The sequence below is a fragment of the Planococcus liqunii genome (assembly GCF_030413595.1).
Classification (GTDB): domain Bacteria; phylum Bacillota; class Bacilli; order Bacillales_A; family Planococcaceae; genus Planococcus; species Planococcus liqunii.
The window spans coordinates 2,905,558-2,923,290 of record NZ_CP129238.1 but is presented as its reverse complement, the minus strand read 5'-3'; the positions used below and the strand labels follow the sequence as shown (position 1 = coordinate 2,923,290).

Sequence of the window (17,733 nt, the reverse complement as noted above, 5' to 3'; positions counted from 1 at the left end):
CTTAATCATTTCCTAATATAGGCAATTTTAATAGACGGTTTATTAAGGCTTAGCAGAAACTCAAAATGTATAAGAATTTTTTAGAAAATGGTTGTGAAAAGAAAGGAGGAGGATTATGAGAGAAAGGCTGTTCTTTGTATTGATATGGTCTTTGATTATCCTTGTTGCTACTTGTACGAATGATGCAGCGGCTTTTTTGTTTGATCAAAAAATTGGATTCAGCTTTAATCTCACACCGGATTTTACAGAGTTTCTGCGATTTGACGATATTGATTTTAGCTACAGCTTTTATGCCATCCAAAAAACTGGCCACTTCCTGTCTTTTGCGTTGCTTTATGTTCTTGTCTTGATTTGGTTGAAGAAAAGAGAAACAGCTTTTATGGTAACGGCAGCATTTGGCCTTTTTACTGAAATTCTGCAATTGTTTTTCGAGCGGGACGGCCGGTTGTTTGATGCAGGAATCGATATTTTAGGAATTCTCTTAGCATATATTGTTTGCAGAATGTACGCAGATGGCAAGGCACCTGTGAAAAATTCTTATTATCCTTAAACGACTAAAAGAATGAAGGAGGCGATTATTATGGAAAATGTCATCATTAGTTATTTTGAAGTGGAAAGCGAAGCGTATCAAGCATTATCGGAATTGAAGAAGAAAAGCACAATCACCGATCAGTTTTTGCTGTCACAGGCAGCGTTGTTGAAAAAGTCGAATGGCCAAATTTTATTTCAGGACGGATTCGACACCGGAAAACGGACACGGGACGATACGTGGAAAGGCAGCTTGATCGGGGGGCTCGTAGGGCTTTTGGGCGGACCACTCGGCATGCTTCTAGGGGCAGGAATTGGCTCTGTAGTAGGACTGGCAAAAGACGTAGGTGAAGCGGAAGAAGAAGCGAGCCTGATTACAGCCATTACTTCGCGCATGAAAGAACAGGACGTGGTACTGGTGGTAGTTGCTCAGGAGCAAAATGAGGCATCTTACGACCGCCTTGTGGAGAAGTTTGATGTGGTTACGGTGCGCTACTACGCTAGTGACATCCTGGATGAAGTGGATCATGCCAGGGAAGTGGAACGGAATCTTCAAGAGAGAGCTAAAGAAGATATGCGAAAGGCGCGTTCAGAACACCGGCAGGGCAGAGTGAAAGAATATCGCAGCAAATTTAAAGCGGAATTTGAAGCTTTAAAGAAACGTTTTTCCTCTACAGATTGATGTCGTGTCTCGGACCAGCCATAGTAGGTTCTGTCCGCCAGTAAAACTACTCGAGAAGACAGACATCTTGTTAACGAAATAAGAGAAAATTGATAACTAAAATTAAAAATTACAAATATCTTAAAATTTTCCTGTTGAAAATACAATATAACCGGTGTATGGTAATAGGTATAACTAATTAATAAATCTAAATATTCGAAAAAGACGAGTCGGTAGCCCGGATAATCATGCAGGAACTTACTGCAATGGGTGCAGGCGACATATTGCAGGAATGAGGGATAAAGGACATGGATATATTTTTTGAAGAGAACTATGGAAGGCTTTATGAGGAAATTGAAGATGGCGAATGTGAAGTTTTTGTATTTAATCACTCACTTGGAACTGTTAGGCATCTTTTCATTAAACGGGAAGTGCCCGTGCAAATTGGTGGCGAGACCTATTTCGATATCGTCACTCCATACGGCTACGGTGGCCCTGTTATTATGAGTGGGGAAGACGCTGATAAAACAGAGCTAATTCAGGAATTTAAAATTGCTTTCCAAAAATATTGTTTGGAAGAAAAGATTATTTCTGAATTTGTCCGGTTCCATCCCGTGCTCGGCAACGCTAAAGACTTTACGGCTTGCTATGAAGTGATTTTTGCCCGCAAAACGGTAGGAACCAACCTTCGCGACTATGACGACCCGATCCAATCGGAGTTTTCCAAATCGACCCGAAAAAATATACGCCATGTGATGCGCAACGGTGTGGACTACCAGGTGACCGTGAATCCGAAAAGCCTGGAATTATTCAAGGAAATTTATCACATTAATATGAAGCGCATTGGAGCCGATACGTATTATTATTTTGATGAAGACTATTTCTCCAAATGCCTTCAGTATTTCGGTGATCAAATCGTATTGGTTGAAGCCTTATATGAAGGTCAGGTAATAGGGGCGGAGTTGCATTTCTTTTATAATAATATAATCCATACCCACCTATCCGGCACCTTGTCTGAATTCCATCATCTTTCCCCAGTTTACGTAATGACATACGGAATTGCCGTATGGGGAAAAGAGCACGGTGCGCATCTAATTCATGCCGGTGGAGGGACCAGCAATAGACCAGACGATAGCCTTTATCTGTTTAAGAAAAAGTTTGGGCAAAACACAGAATTTGATTTTTATATCGGCCGAAAAGTTTGGAATCAGGAGGTTTACGACAAAGTTTGTGGAGTTGCCGGAACAATTTGCGAAACGGAGTTTTTCCCGGCATACCGCTCCAGAGAGACTGAAGCCTTTAATGAAATCCAAAATGTGCAGGGATAATAAGAACCTTCCGCTTATTGATGCGGAAGGTTCTTTTACGTACATTAGCCTCTATACATTGGAAAATGTGAAGGATTTTTAATTCCTTCATTTTTCAATTTAATATCGGAAAGCAACTGATAAATTTTAAGGTTTCTAATTTTTTTGCCAGTCAATATATCCAGTGGTTCCGTTTTGGTAAAACCACGTTTGAAGCGGGAAAGGGCTTCTGTAGACGCACCTCCAAGATGCATTTCTTTTTTGCCGTTCTCCACGCCCCAACGGCATCCTTCGTTAATCAGTAAGCTGTTTCCAGCTAAGTGAAAATATGCCGGATCGTTTGCAGCCAAATGATAGTGGAGGTAGTCGCCGTGATGAACGAATAAAGCTGCAGAAATTGCCACACCTTCGTATTTTACATAAACGATGAATTGCTGAGCTTCGAGGAGTTTGAAAGAGTTTCTTAATAAATCCTCTGAGAACAAATAATACTCAGGCACATTGTTCCGTCTAGCCATAATCTGGTACAGGCGGTGGAAGTCAGCGATGCTTTCACCGGTAAAATCGTATTCGATTTGCACATTGTTTTTCAGCGCCCGCCGCACTTGTTGGCGAGTGGATGATTTGAATTCGTCCAAGAAAAAATCTTGGACCGTCAAGTCGATATACATCGTTATGCCCCGGTTATCGATGCTGTAAATATCTTTAAAGTCCTCAATGTTTTTTAGCCAAGCATTGAAACGGACATACTCCGCAACGATATTATTTTGCATGCAATAGGCTTGAAATTCTTGGTCAAACAAAGCGGTAAGTTCGGCTTTTTTGCCGGGCTTGCATTTAAGGATAATCGGACCGTTTTGCCCAAAAGGCGTAACAGTGTCGTAGTAAAGTGTTTCGCCAGCCAGAATCGGGATGGGTCTTAAGACAAACGGATAAAAAATATGTCCCATTGCATTTTTTACTTCAAATACTCTGCTTTCACCATGATCTTGGTTTTCATAAGCTTTGCCCCATTCCGGTAAAAAAAAGATATCCGGCACTTGTACCTTTGACTTGACTGTCATGTTGTTCTTCCTCCTTAAACCGATTCAATGTCACTAAACCAATTTTAGGAGGGAATTGTTAAAAAGAAGTTAAAAAAAGGATAAAAAAGTTGTGTGAGAAAAGAAAAATGCATTTGCTGCAAGAGAAAAATTAGAGTTTATCAAATTTGAATATTATTAGTTTAAAAATTCAGATAATAAGATTGACTTATGAAGGACGAATTGGTAAATTGGTATTAATTCCATATTAAATAGCATTATATTATTTATCTTTACTAGATAAAAATGGGTAATTAAACCCTCTTTATGAATGAATAATAGAATGTCTATGCCATATTATTGATTAATGGGAAGTTGCGCAAAAGAAATAGATTGAATGAGGAGGTTGTCTTAATGAAAAAGAAGGTTCTATTTCTTGGGGGAAATAACTCAGTCGCAAAGATGGTAGAAGAAATAAAAAAAATGGATATTTATACAATTGTGGCTGATACTACGATAAATGCTCCAGCTAAGAATTACGCAGACATTGTTTACGACATCAGCCCTTCAAATATTAAAAGTCTTTTAGAGATAGGAGAACATGAAAAACCGGATTGTATTTATGCGGCATTAGGCGATGTGACAACCTGGAATGCATTGGCATTATGCAAAAGACTTAAGGTCCCTTTTTATGTGAGAAGGGACAAAACGGAAAGTAAGCTTGTTTTAGATAAATTTAATGATTTCTGCAGGACGTTTAATGTTTCGGTTATTAATGAAATTTCCCTTTATGAAAGCGCAGAAGAAGCGAGCGCTTTAGAGTTTCCAGTGATTCTTCGTAGTTTTGAAAAAATGTCTATTTATGCAACAAATTAATGACCGTAAAAAATTTCAATAAATAATAAGTGAAATAAATCCTGGCAGAATTGGCTCATTCTGTTCAGGATTTTTTGTTTTATATTATCCAAAGTACATGAGTGAAAATATCGGTTTGAAATTCCTGTTTGGATTCTTCAATTAATTTTAACAATATAAATGCTTTAATTTAAATACTTTAATTGTAAAGATTTGTTTGAAGTTGAAATTGCTAAGGACAATTTAATAGAAAAAACGACAAATACTGTAACATTTTAAAACCATTTCTATATAAAGGCTTTTCTTTGATCTGATAGCCATGAGATAATCAAAAGCAAGGTTAAGAAATCAGGAGGTCTCCGAAGTGAAAATTGTTCGACTTTTAATGATGGCTATCATCATTGTATTAATGGTTGCATTTGTGTTTTCAAAAAATAATTGGGATGAAAAAATTGAACAGCATTCACAGCAGTCAATGGATAACGTAGCTCAAACGAAATCTATGGAAGTATTGGGTGAAAAGGAAATAGTTCAAGAAAAAGAGAGTACTGAGGAAAAAGCTGAAGTCATAGAAGATGAGGAAAAAGCAGCTTCTGTGAAAAGTGAGGAAAGCGAGTTTTACAATCTTTTGCTCGAGCAAAAGATAACTTCTATCAAGTTACTGGGTGACGGAATTACCGCAGGGTACGGACATTCTGCATATTCTGCGCCCGATGGCGGCCGGATCATTTTCCATGGAAATGGCGAAACATATCGAGAAGCAGGATATGAATTCGACTCATGGGCAAATCAACTACGAAATTATGCAAGTAAACCAGAATTCGGTGAAGTTGATGTGATCAATGCCGGAATTCGAGATAAGACAGCGGATTGGACTTTGCGAAATCTTGATAGATTGTTAAAACCAAAAGAAGAAGCGGTCATTGTCATGATTGGCACGGATGATCGGATTTTTATTACATTAGAGGAGTACGAGGCGACAATGCGTAAGCTTCTGGCAGTTGCTGACGAGCGTTCAGAATCTATGATTGTTATGTCGCCGCCACCTTCAAAAGAAGACTTGCAGCCATATAAGTTTACTATGAAAGAAATTAATGAGGTATTGAAGAATATCAGTGAAGAAAAAGGCTATACTTTCATTTCCCAATTCGATGCTTTTCAAGAACAAATGGAAAATGGCGTTAAATACGAAAGCCTAATGCAAACTGCTACTTCTAATCCGCAAAATGATGGATACGAGCTCATATGGCAAACAATGAAACAAGAACTGGACTTGCAATAAATGTGAAGGTGCCAGTCATTAAAACAAGATATGCTCATTTCAAAACAGCCGCTCCTATAATCTCAGGTGCGGCTGTTTTGAATGCTTTTTAAGAATTTTCCTGATTTCTTGCTTCTATGTTACATCTGCTTCTAAGGCTTTTACGCCGTTTCTACTAAGGAAATCTCACATGAGCCATGCTCCCATACCATTTCCATATAATTTTTGGCTTATGCTCTAATAAGAAACTTTGGTGAATTTCGGATGAAATAATAAGGTTTTGTTGTGTTGGACTAAGGGGATAGTAGGGATAATTATTATTTGAATGATATTTGGCAGAACAGCGCCTGCGTACCAGCGTTTGCTGAATGATCTATGGATCTTTCTTTCATGAAGATTTGTGGAAGGCGATATGACATATCAAGGCATACATAGTCTGTCCTTCTGGAGTGATTGCATTGAAAACCAAGCGCAAAGGAACTTACGCGAAGAAGGTGTTGCCGGTTATGTGTCTGCTGCTCGCCGCGGTGTTGTTTCATTGGAAGTTTTTGTTTGAAGGGAATAACTTGGCGGTCAATCTGGATGCCATCAACCAATTTGCGTTTTTCTTTCCGCATCTCGTGGAGTCTTATGCAGACGGCGATTTTTTTTGGTCCTGGTCCTATGGCTTAGGCGGCGATCTGCTCGGTGAGTTTGCCTATTACTACACTACAAGCCCTTTGTTTTACGGAGTTGTGCTGGCGGAACTTTTTTTTGACTTTGACTGGAGTATTCTTAAAGCCATCGATTTTAAAATGTATTTGTCCGTGCTGAAATCGTTTTTGGCAATGCTCGGAATGTATGGGCTTGTCCGTTATGAGAAGTTCGAGCCCTTGAAAGCGCTGGCCGCGGCTTTGGCTTACGGCAGTTCGATTATTTTCTTTGCCCATGCGGCGCTGATCGATTATATGACCGAAGCGTTTCTCTATGTGCCTTTGACGATTTTTGGCTTGCTGTATTATCAGCGGACCGGCAAATCGCGGTTTTTCATTCTGGGGATTTTCCTGTCGGTTGCCAGCAATTTTTATCTCGGTTTTATCAGCAGCATTTTTTACGGCCTGGCAGCCATTGTGCTCACACCGTTAAAAGAAAAATCGGTTTTCAAAACGTATGCACCGCTCCTGCTGCATTACGCCATCGGATTGGGCTTGGCTTTCGCTGGACTTTTGCCGGGCGTCCTGTCCGTCTATTACTCAGACCGTTTGGCAATAAAACCGGAAATTCCTTTGTTCTTCGGTGCCGACTGGACTGCCAGTTTGCCGGAACAGATTTGGGGCAATATTGGAGGTTTAGGTTTTCTCTTCATTACGTTAATTGCCGGTTTAATGATTTTTCTTCCGACCGATGCAAAAACGAAGAGAAAGTCCATCCTGGCGCTGCTGTTGTTCAGCTGTTATTTCGTTCCTTATATGTACAGCGTTTTTAACGGGTTTTCACATATCCAGTACCGGTGGTTCTACATCTTGAATTTCGCTGTGGCGTTCGCGTTGCCGAACTGGCTGACAGCGGCCATGAAAGCCAATAAACGGCTGTTGGCCTTTGTTTTGATGGCGATTGGCTTATCGCTTTGGGCGCTTTATACAAAAGAAGAGCGGACGGGAAGTACAGCCAGTCAGTATGACGCAGCTGCCGTCGCTTTTGGCTTATTAACTTTGTTGCTGTTATATGCGATGAGCCGTTGGGAGCGGAAAAGGTGGCTTTCAAGGCTTTTCGTATTGGCATTGGGAGCAAATGCTGTTGCCAATGTGGTGGGCTATACTGAGGAAAAGATAGTCGGCAAGTTCGGGGCCAAAAATTTAACCGATGAATATTTTAGCCAGCCCTCTCTGGATCATGCTGAAGAACAAAAAATTTTTTCGGCACTGGTGCCGGAACAGAATGAATTTTACCGGACGTACTACGGAACGAAGGACCGCTTAAACCATGCCATGCTTTATGGCTATTATGGTACGAGTGCCTACAATAGTGTACTGAAGAAAAATTTGCACAGCTTTGTGAAAAAAGATTACAATGTCCGGCAAACCAATCCGCTGAGAAACGGTGTCGTCGTATCCACCTACTCGCTGTTCGACGACCGCTGGGCACTGGAGACGGGGCTTGGAGTAAAGTATCAAGTATTGCCAAAAGATGAAAAGGCTCCCTTCGGATACGAGAAAGTAGAAGAGACTGAAACGTATTCGGTTTATGAAAATCCGTCAGCGGTTGGCATCGATATGTGGTATACCGAGACGATTTCCGAAACGGAATGGCGGCAGTTGAATGTGGCAGAGCGGGACGCGCTGTTTTTGAATACATTGGTTGTGGCAGACCGTTATGCACGAGCACGAACTGAAAATTGGAAAGAACAGCTGCCGGAACGGATAAAAGTCGATCTGGCAAACGCCGATTACCATAATGCATCAATGACAGGAGGCTTGCTGACGGTCCAATCGGGAGGGAAAGTCCGTATTCCAATCGAAGAAAAACAACAGCCGGGAGAATACATGGTCTATTTCGAAATAGCACCGGCGGAAGACCAGGCGATGAAGCTGGACGTCAACGGAAAAGAAGTGTTGAAACGGGAATCCTCCTATATTTATAGCTACCCCAATAAAGGGTATTTGATCCGTTTGGATGGGCAGACGGATGCAATAGAAATCGGGGTTTCACCCGGCACCTATCAACTGTCTGGCCTTAAGGTGTATTGGAATTCCTATGAGGATTTCCGTAAGCAAGCAGATCAGCGCGAAGCTCATAGCATGGACAATTTGCATGTGAAAGGCAATCACGTATCGGGTGATCTTTCCGTCAAGGAACAAGGGTTTTTGTTCTTATCCATTCCCTATAGTGAACAGTGGAATATGAAAGTGAACGGCAAAGAAGCGGAATTGCTGGAAGTGCAGGGCGCATTCAGCGGGGTTTATTTGGAACCTGGAGAACACCGGATTGAGCTGTCGTATATTACGCCTGGATTTTATCCGGGACTGCTTGTCACGGTTATTTCGGCACTTGCTGCTTTATTGTTGCATCTCTATGGCAGGCGGAAAAACGGCTGAAAATATGTGCATGTCAGGCACCGGCATAATTTCCGCACACTTTGGATTTGAAACATATTGAGTTACAGGGGATAATGGAACGCGGAAAGCAATTGCAAGGAGGAAATTGGGTGTCTGAATTAAAGGGCGTTTTGCCCGTTTTGCGCAATATGAAAGAGTTTGAACGGCTGCTGAGCAGCGACCATGAATACATCATTTACTTGGAAATCCGATTGTCTCAGCTGAAAGCGCTGGTGCAAGCAGCCAAAAAGGCAAATAAGAAAGTGATTTTGCATATTGATTTGATCCAGGGATTAAAAGCGGATGCCTATGGCATTGAATACTTGGTGCGCGAAGTAAAGCCGGACGGCATTGTTTCGACACGCAGCAATGTCATTGCCATGGCGAAGAAAAACAAATTGATGACGATTCAGCGCTTGTTTCTGCTCGACAGCCATGCACTCGAACATAACATCAAATTGATCAATCAGGTAAAACCCGACTATATTGAAATCTTGCCGGGCATCATTCCATCCGTCATAGCGGAAGTCCACGAACAGACCGGCATCCCGGTCATTGCCGGCGGTTTGATCCGTACAAAAGAAGATGTCGAGCTGGCTTATGGCGGCGGAGCGGTGGCTATTTCCACTTCACAAGCAGAGCTGTGGGAGCTATAAGAAAAAGAAAAGGGGTTTGACACCGCTTTCAAAACCTGCTAACTTAGGTATTAACAAGTTAAGAACTGTGTAGGAGAAATGGAGATCCACACTGAGCATGGCCGCTTCCGCATCTGGAAGCGCGTCCATTCAGTGTGGGTCTTTTTGCGTTTCCTGAAAAACGGTTCTTTGGCAAACATACTAAGGGGTGTATCGTAATGACGGAATTTCTAGCAGAATTGGTTGGCACCATGATTTTGATTATTTTTGGGGCCGGCGTAGTTGCAGGTGTAGCATTGAAAGATTCAAAGGCTGAAAATGGTGGTTGGATTGTGGTCACTGTTGCATGGGGCTTGGCAGTGACGATGGGCGTCTATGCCGTCGGCAGTTTTTCAGGAGCCCATTTAAATCCGGCAGTAACTTTAGGTTTTGCCGTAGTAGGCGACTTTGCCTGGGCGAAAGTGCCGGTTTACATTGCCGCACAGCTGATTGGGGCTATTATTGGGGCGGCCATCGTTTTCTTCAATTATTTGCCGCACTGGGAACGCACAAAAGACAAAGCGGCAAAACTTGGCGTTTTCGCAACCATCCCTGCAGTGCGCAAACCGTTTTCGAATTTGGTATCTGAAATTATCGGAACAGCCGTCCTTGTGATGGGGCTATTATTTATCGGGGCAAATGAATTTACAGAAGGCTTGAATCCATTGATTGTCGGTGCCTTGATCCTGGCAATCGGCTTGTCGCTTGGCGGACCAACAGGCTACGCCATCAATCCGGCCCGCGACTTGGGGCCAAGAATTGCGCATGCCATCCTGCCGATTCCCGGCAAAGGCGGATCTGACTGGAGCTACGCTTGGGTACCGGTAGTAGGGCCGCTGTTTGGCGGTGTTTACGGAGCTGTATTTTATAAAGCCGTGTTCGTTGGCGAAATGGGACCAGCTTTTTGGATTCTGAGCCTGGTACTTGTGCTGGTGTTATTCGGAGCAGCAAGTGTAGAATTAAGAAAAGGCCGCACAGCGGCAGATCAATTAGAAGAAAAAATCGTTTCGTAAAGCCGAGGAGGAAATCAGTATGAGCAAAGACTATATTTTATCAATTGACCAGGGAACGACCAGTTCACGGGCCATCTTGTTTAACCATAAAGGCGAAATCGTGCAAACAGCACAGCAGGAATTCGAACAATTCTTCCCGAAACCAGGCTGGGTAGAGCACGATGCCAATGAAATCTGGACGTCGGTACTGGCTTGTATTGCAGAAGTGCTTCGCAAAGCAGACGTTGATCCAACTCAAATCGCAGGAATCGGCATCACCAACCAGCGGGAAACAGCGGTTGTGTGGGACCGCAATACCGGCAAACCGATTTACCGTGCAATTGTCTGGCAGTCGCGCCAAACAGACGGCATCTGCAAAGAATTGAAAGAACAGGGGCACGGCGAACTGTTCACGAAAAAAACCGGCTTGTTGATCGATGCGTATTTCTCCGGAACAAAAGTGAAATGGATTCTCGACAATGTTGAAGGCGCGCGCGAAAAAGCGGACAACGGCGATTTGATGTTCGGAACAATCGATTCCTGGCTTGTGTATAAATTGTCCGGCGGCAAACGCCATGTCACCGACTACAGCAACGCATCCCGTACGTTGATGTACAATATTTACGATCTGGAGTGGGACGATGAGCTATTGGAAATTTTAACGGTTCCGAAAAGCATGCTTCCGGAAGTTTGCCAGTCTTCTGAAGTGTATGGGCATACTGTGGATTACCATTTCTTCGGCCATGAAGTGCCGATTGCCGGAATGGCAGGGGACCAGCAAGCTGCATTGTTCGGTCAAGCTTGTTTTGAAAAAGGAATGGCAAAAAACACATACGGCACCGGCTGCTTCATGTTGATGAACACCGGCGAAGAAGGCGTGGTTTCAGACCACGGATTGCTGACGACCCTTGCATGGGGAGTAGACGGCAAAGTGGAATACGCCATCGAAGGAAGTATTTTTGTAGCCGGCTCGGCGATCCAGTGGCTGCGCGACGGCTTGCAGCTGATCGACCATGCACCGGAAAGCGAAGCTTATGCAGCATCCGTTGAATCCACAGAAGGCGTCTACATGGTACCGGCATTTGTCGGACTTGGCACACCTTATTGGGATACCGATGCACGAGGCGCGATTTTCGGATTGACACGCGGTACGACCAAAGCGCATTTGATCCGTGCAACATTGGAGTCGCTTGCTTACCAAACAAAAGATGTTGTGGACGTGATGGTGAAAGAATCCGGCACAGAACTGAAAACTTTGCGTGTTGACGGCGGAGCTGTTGCAAATGACTTGCTGATGCAGTTCCAAAGTGATATCCTTAATGTACAGGTGGAACGCCCGATGATCCAGGAAACCACAGCACTTGGTGCTGCATACTTGGCAGGGCTTGCAGTCGGCTTCTGGAAAGACAAAGAAGAGATTGCCCAGCAATGGAAAGTCGACAAAACCTACACAAGCACAATGCCGTCAGAACAAAGCGAAGAGCTTTATGAAGGTTGGCAGAATGCAGTAGCGGCTACCAGAACATTCAAAGCAACAGAAGCAAGAACGAAAGTGAATTCTTAATCGTAAGTGTCTTTTCTTTTTAGATAGTTACGGCTTTAAAATGGCTAGCTGCAAGAGCCAGCTTCTCGGGTCATAAGCCAACCCAGCCCTGTGGCAAAGAAAGCCACATTGCTGGTCTGTCTTATGCCTGTCGAAGCTAACCGGCTCTTTCCGCTTTTCTAATTAAAAGTTAATACACGGCCCGAGACCTCGAGAGACGAAGCCAGTTTCGCAGAAGAAATTCTGCAGCTGTAGCTTCGTCTCTTTTTTATTGGATTTAATTGGAAAAATACATCTCAAAAGGAGCACAACCCATGAAATTTTCTAGTTTGCAGCGTAAAGAAACCATTCAAAATATGAAAAATGCCCGACTCGACCTTTTGGTCATCGGCGGCGGTATTACAGGAGCCGGCATCGCTCTTGATGCTTCGGTACGCGGCATGCACACTGCAGTAATCGAAATGCAGGATTTTGCAGCGGGCACCAGCAGCCGCTCGACGAAACTTGTCCACGGCGGCCTTCGCTACTTGAAACAGTTCGAAGTGAAAATGGTGGCGGAAGTCGGCAAAGAACGCGAAATCGTTTATGAAAACGGTCCGCATGTCACGACTCCGGAATGGATGCTATTGCCGTTTTACAAAGGCGGTACATTCGGCCCGTACAGCACAAACATCGGCCTTCGCGTCTATGACTTTTTGGCAGGCGTGAAACGCGATGAGCGCCGCAAGATGCTGTCGAAAGAGGAAGCGTTGAAACGCGAACCTTTACTTAAAAAACAAGGCATCAAAGGTGCCGGCTATTACGTGGAATACAAAACAGACGATGCCCGCCTGACAATTGAAGTGATGAAAAAAGCGGTGGAAAAAGGCGCCATGGCATTGAATTACGCTAAAGTGACCGGCTTTATCTACCAGAACGGTAAAACGGTCGGCATTCGCATCCAAGACCAGATTGATGGATCAGAGCACGAAATCTATGCCAACAAAATCGTCAATGCAGCAGGGCCTTGGGTTGACACATTGCGCGACAAAGACAATTCAAAACAAGGCAAGACCTTGCAACTGACGAAAGGCATTCACTTAGTATTCGACGGCAAGCGTTTCCCGTTGAAACAGGCGATTTATTTTGATATGCCAGACGGCCGCATGGCATTTGCAATTCCGCGCGACGGCAAAGTATATGTCGGTACAACCGATACGGTCTACAAACAGGATATTGCTCATCCGACGATGACCGTGGAAGACCGTGACTATGTCTTGAAAGCGATCGACTTCATGTTCCCGGATGTGCAAATCCGCGTAGAAGACATCGAATCAAGCTGGGCTGGACTGCGTCCGTTGATCCACGAAGAAGGCAAAGACCCTTCCGAGATTTCCCGCAAAGATGAAATCTTCGTATCGGATTCAGGCTTGATTTCCATTGCCGGCGGAAAGTTGACCGGCTACCGCAAAATGGGCGAAAGCATTGTCAATCTAGTGGCGGAACAATTGAAAGAAGAAAACGGCACGAAATTCCCGAAAAGCTCAACGAAGCATTTGCCATTGTCCGGCGGGGAAGTCGGCGGTTCAAAAGGCTTTGAATCCTTTATCGAAGACCGCGTGCGCCAGGCTGTCGCTATTGGACTGACACCAGCAGCCGCCCGCAAATTGGTGAAACGCTACGGCTCGAACGTCGACCAGGTGCTGCATTTCTTAGCGACCGGAAAAAAAGAAGCGGCTGACGAAGGGCTCGATCCATTAGTCCATGCAATGCTTCGCTACGCAATGGAATACGAATCCACTTATAAACCGGTCGATTTCTTCATCCGCCGTACAGGCGCGTTGTTCTTCAACATCCACTGGGTGCATGCCAACAAAGACAGCGCCATCGCTTATATGGCCAAAACATTCGGCTGGACAGAAGAACAGACCCAGACTTACACTGAAGAATTAGATGTCTTGTTGCACGAAGCAACTCATCCGGTTGAAGTCAGTGCACAATCGAAATAAAAGGCAAGCTCTAGTTTAAGGAGTTGCAAGTTGGCTGTAGAAAACCTGATTTATACAGGTTTTCTATAGCTTTTTTGCATTAAGAAAAATAAAAGTTCTTTAAAGTTGAAATTATAAATAATTATGGATAAAATTGGATTATATTGTTTTTCGATTAATGACCTGTATAAGTTGCTGAAAAACATAGATTTATTACAAAACGAAAGACTTCATTACAAAACGCAACTCTATCTAGTTGTTTAGCGTCAAAAAGATTATAATAATAGCCAGTACAGCGGATATATATTATCCCTAGGAGGAAATTATCATGTTATGTAAGAATTGCGGACAAGAGAACGAATCCAATGCAAACTTTTGTAAATCTTGCGGGAACTCATTGACTAATAAAAGAGGTAAGCGCCCGAAAAATAAAAAATGGCTAGCAGCATTAATCTTGTTAGTGGGAATCGGAGGTGTCGGCTTTGGCGTATCGCAGTTGGAAGATGAGCCTTCTCAGCAGCAAACGCCTATAACAGAAGAAGTATCCAGCACCGATATTGAGTCGAATGAAGACAACGGAAGTGAAAATACCCCTGACAAGGAAACGATTAAAACCGAAGAACCGGCTGAAGTAGAAGTGCCGGAAGAACCAGCGAAAACAGGCAGTCCAACCGAAGGAACTGTAACAAAAGTGGAAGATATCGTTCCACCATCTGAGCAGCCTGAAAAAGTGGAACCGAAAAAGAAAGAAAAGACAGCAATCATTAAAGAAACCCAGCAAAAAGTTTATACCATTTTAACTGAAAGCGGACAGGGTTCGGGCTTCTTGTTTGAGAAGTCTGGTCTCGTAGCTACGAATGCACATGTTGTTGCAGGGTTCACCGACGTAATTGTCCGCAATATCAATGGCCAGGATCAGCCTGGTACAGTCATTGGCATCTCCGATGAATCGGACATTGCGTTGATCAAAGTTGACGCCTTTGCCGGTATTGATCCATTGGAAAGCGAAATGAACCCAACGGATGTTGGGACAGAAGTAATTGCGCTTGGAAGTCCTTCAGGCTTTGAGAATACAGCGACACTCGGTTACTTAACAGGCATCGACCGTGACTTTGAACAAGAATTTATATATGAAGATATTTATCAAATTGATGCTCCGATTGCACCCGGATCGAGTGGCGGTCCCCTTGTTGATGCGGGCACTGGAAAAGTTATTGGCATTAACTCTCTTGTAATGGAAGAAGGCGATTCAATTGGATTTTCCATTCCAATGTATTCGATGCATGCCATGCTTACTGAGTGGGTTAATAATCCGATGACAGCTGAAGAAGTAGTTGCTAAATTCCATGTGTACGATGATTTTAGCAGTTACGAAGATGAAACTTATGAATTCGATCCAGATCTGGAAATGAACTTTAATGAAACAAACTTAAGTGAATTTATCGGAGATTTCCGTTACTACTACGAAATGGCTTTAGCAAATGAAGACTTCTTCTATGTCCAAAATTTGTTGGTCTATGAAAGTGATATCTATAACAATATCCTTCAATACATTAACGAGATTTCCGGCCAGGGAATGGAATTTAATTTCAATAAACTTGAGATTACTGGTATCGAAATTCTCGAAGATCATGCACTTGTAAATACAGAAGAAGCATTTGATTTTAAAAATGGTGCAGGTGAATGGTCGTTGGAAGAACGGAGTAAAACCTATACGATTGTGATGGACGAAAATGGTTTCTATTACGTTTCGGATATCGTAAATCATGAATAAAAATTGAAAAAAGTTGATTTAAAAGTTCTTTACTAACTTTTAAATCAACTTTTTTATTGCATTTTGATTTGAAATTGTAATTGCTATTAAAACCATTTGCTATGAATATTGCGCCTAAAGTAATCTTTTTGTGGTAAATCAAATTTCTTATCGTATAATTGAGGGAATAAAGTCTCTTTTATTTTAAAAAGTCAAAATATTTAGAAAAAGAGGGATCGCTATGCTAGTTCTTGTAACGGGTGGAGCAGGTTATATTGGAAGTCATGCAGCAGTGGAACTATTGAAAAATGGATATGATATTGTGGTGATGGATAATCTATCAAACAGTGAGATGGAAGCTATAAAGCGTGTGAAAGATTTGACTGGAAAGGATTTTCCGTTTTATGAAGCAGATTTGCTAGATGCGGAAACGATGGATTTAATTTTTACTCAGCATAATATTGATGCCGTCATGCATTTTGCGGGTCTAAAAGCAGTTGGGGAGTCTGTAACATTGCCATTAAACTACTATCGCAACAATGTTATTGGTACTTTGATTTTGTGTGAAATAATGAAAAAGCATAACGTCAAAAAGATGGTGTTCAGTTCTTCGGCAACTGTTTATGGAAATCCCGAAAAAGTGCCGATTGATGAATCATTTCCTCTAAGTGCAACCAATTCATATGGTCGTACTAAGTTGATCATTGAAGAAATCTTAAGAGATTTATTTATTTCAGATTCTACTTGGCATATTGCAATTCTGCGGTACTTCAATCCAATCGGTGCTCATAAAAGCGGAAGAATTGGAGAAAGTCCGAAAGGGACGCCTAACAACTTGATGCCTTACATCACTCAAGTGGCAATTGGCAAGCAGGAGCAGTTGAGAATATTTGGGGATGATTACAAGACCCCTGATGGGACGGGCATACGTGATTATATCCATGTAGTTGACCTCGTGAAAGGTCATGTTAAAGCATTGCAGTATCTAGAAAACCATGAGGGTGTTGAAATTTTTAACTTAGGGACAGGTACAGGATACAGTGTATTGGATTTAGTAAAAAGTTTTAGTGAGGCAACTTCAAAGAATATTCCTTATAAAATCGTCGAGCGCCGTCCAGGAGATATCGGAGTTTGCTATGCCAATGCAGAAAAAGCAAAAAGACTGTTAAAATGGCAGGCAGAGAAAGATTTACAGGAAATGTGCGAAGATTCCTGGAGATGGCAATCTTTGAATCCTGATGGTTTTAAATCATATTCCAAAAGCGATTAGAGGAGAGCGCCTATGTTTGATATTTACAAGGAAATGTGGAAGCGCAGAACAATGATTCATGCCCTTTCCTTACAAGAAATGAAAAGGGAGTATGCGGGAACACTTTTGGGATTTTTATGGGGCCTGATTAACCCATTAATGCGCATTGCAGTTTTCTGGTTTGTATTTAGTGTTGGAGCGAGAGCAGGAGGTCCGGTTAATGGAGCACCATATTTTGCATGGCTTGCTATTGGTATGGTTGCTTGGTTTCTTCTGAATGATGGTTTCCGTCTGACGCAGAAGTCGTTCCGCAGTAAAAGGTCCATTATTAAAAATACGCCTTTTCCGATTGCAATTTTGCCAGCGGTACAAATTTTGTATTCCTATTATATCCATTTAATTTTGCTTGCTGTCATTTTTACAGGAATGGCAATCGCTTTGCAGACGGTATCAATTTACAATTTGCAACTAATCTATTACGATTTCGCCGCTCTTATGCTACTGCTGGGTATAGGCTCGGTGACTGCACCTCTCGTAGCAGTCAGTAAGGATTTCGGTCGATTTCTAGATACAATTCTCGTTTTCCTATTCTGGATGACGCCGATTTTCTGGTCTGTTGACAATGTGGGGATATTGGGGAATATTGTTAAGCTAAATCCTTTCCACTATATTGTCCAAGGCTACCGGGATTCTTTTTTTTATGAGACCGGTTTTTGGAATCAACCGATTTACACATTGTATTTCTGGATGGTGGTCCTGATTTTCTTTTTATTAGGCAACTATCTACACAAACGTATGAAACCGATATTCCTGGATACTCTTTAACTTTGATTAGAAAGGAGGAGGA

14 protein-coding genes are annotated in these 17,733 nt (G+C 42.6%); 13 read left to right on the top strand and 1 reads right to left on the bottom strand.

The genetic code is table 11. The features are described from left to right. Nucleotides 1-115 precede the first annotated feature (115 nt). The 3 genes from QWY22_RS14640 to QWY22_RS14630 all read left to right on the top strand — a co-directional run bounded on the left by QWY22_RS14640 (nucleotide 116) and on the right by QWY22_RS14630 (nucleotide 2,517). Nucleotides 116-550 carry a VanZ family protein gene (locus QWY22_RS14640; protein WP_300981564.1) on the top strand — a complete coding sequence of 145 codons (435 nt, stop codon included), beginning with the start codon at nucleotides 116-118 and terminating at the stop codon, nucleotides 548-550. Nucleotides 551-580: 30 nt separating this feature from the next. Next, on the top strand, nucleotides 581-1,210 hold the full coding sequence (locus QWY22_RS14635) for a DUF1269 domain-containing protein (protein WP_300981563.1): 630 nt from the start codon (nucleotides 581-583) through the stop codon (nucleotides 1,208-1,210). A 287-nt stretch (nucleotides 1,211-1,497) separates the two neighbouring features. Continuing rightward, on the top strand, nucleotides 1,498-2,517 hold the full coding sequence (locus QWY22_RS14630) for a peptidoglycan bridge formation glycyltransferase FemA/FemB family protein (protein WP_300981561.1): 1,020 nt from the start codon (nucleotides 1,498-1,500) through the stop codon (nucleotides 2,515-2,517). 44 nt (nucleotides 2,518-2,561) lie between these two features. On the opposite strand, the gene QWY22_RS14625 is transcribed toward QWY22_RS14630, so the two are convergent. Beyond that, on the bottom strand, nucleotides 2,562-3,560 hold the full coding sequence (locus QWY22_RS14625; protein ID WP_300981560.1) for a GNAT family N-acetyltransferase: 999 nt from the start codon (nucleotides 3,558-3,560) through the stop codon (nucleotides 2,562-2,564). A gap of 372 nt (nucleotides 3,561-3,932) precedes the next feature. Between QWY22_RS14625 and QWY22_RS14620 the strand changes: the two genes are divergently transcribed. The 10 genes from QWY22_RS14620 to QWY22_RS14575 all read left to right on the top strand — a co-directional run bounded on the left by QWY22_RS14620 (nucleotide 3,933) and on the right by QWY22_RS14575 (nucleotide 17,711). Further along, nucleotides 3,933-4,394 carry a hypothetical protein gene (locus QWY22_RS14620; protein WP_300981559.1) on the top strand — a complete coding sequence of 154 codons (462 nt, stop codon included), beginning with the start codon at nucleotides 3,933-3,935 and terminating at the stop codon, nucleotides 4,392-4,394. 343 nt (nucleotides 4,395-4,737) lie between these two features. Further along, the gene (locus QWY22_RS14615; RefSeq protein ID WP_300981558.1) at nucleotides 4,738-5,655 is read left to right on the top strand and encodes an SGNH/GDSL hydrolase family protein; all 918 of its coding nucleotides are present in this window, start codon (nucleotides 4,738-4,740) and stop codon (nucleotides 5,653-5,655) included. Nucleotides 5,656-6,092: 437 nt separating this feature from the next. Then, complete coding sequence (locus QWY22_RS14610; RefSeq protein WP_300981557.1) at nucleotides 6,093-8,708, top strand: YfhO family protein; 2,616 nt, start codon at nucleotides 6,093-6,095, stop codon at nucleotides 8,706-8,708. A 110-nt stretch (nucleotides 8,709-8,818) separates the two neighbouring features. Next, entirely contained in the window at nucleotides 8,819-9,364 is a 546-nt protein-coding gene (locus tag QWY22_RS14605) for a glycerol-3-phosphate responsive antiterminator (protein WP_300981556.1), read from the top strand. 197 nt (nucleotides 9,365-9,561) lie between these two features. Further along, on the top strand, nucleotides 9,562-10,395 hold the full coding sequence (locus QWY22_RS14600; RefSeq protein ID WP_300981555.1) for an MIP/aquaporin family protein: 834 nt from the start codon (nucleotides 9,562-9,564) through the stop codon (nucleotides 10,393-10,395). A gap of 19 nt (nucleotides 10,396-10,414) precedes the next feature. Next, entirely contained in the window at nucleotides 10,415-11,938 is a 1,524-nt protein-coding gene (glpK, locus tag QWY22_RS14595; RefSeq protein ID WP_300981554.1) for a glycerol kinase GlpK, read from the top strand. A gap of 293 nt (nucleotides 11,939-12,231) precedes the next feature. Continuing rightward, complete coding sequence (locus tag QWY22_RS14590; protein ID WP_300981553.1) at nucleotides 12,232-13,905, top strand: glycerol-3-phosphate dehydrogenase/oxidase; 1,674 nt, start codon at nucleotides 12,232-12,234, stop codon at nucleotides 13,903-13,905. A 307-nt stretch (nucleotides 13,906-14,212) separates the two neighbouring features. Continuing rightward, on the top strand, nucleotides 14,213-15,658 hold the full coding sequence (locus tag QWY22_RS14585; protein ID WP_367281284.1) for a trypsin-like peptidase domain-containing protein: 1,446 nt from the start codon (nucleotides 14,213-14,215) through the stop codon (nucleotides 15,656-15,658). A 220-nt stretch (nucleotides 15,659-15,878) separates the two neighbouring features. Continuing rightward, a complete protein-coding gene (gene galE / locus QWY22_RS14580) occupies nucleotides 15,879-16,907 on the top strand; it encodes a UDP-glucose 4-epimerase GalE (protein ID WP_300981551.1) in 1,029 nt (342 codons plus the stop codon). Nucleotides 16,908-16,919: 12 nt separating this feature from the next. Beyond that, nucleotides 16,920-17,711 carry an ABC transporter permease gene (locus tag QWY22_RS14575; protein ID WP_300981550.1) on the top strand — a complete coding sequence of 264 codons (792 nt, stop codon included), beginning with the start codon at nucleotides 16,920-16,922 and terminating at the stop codon, nucleotides 17,709-17,711. The last annotated feature ends 22 nt before the right edge of the window (nucleotides 17,712-17,733 follow it).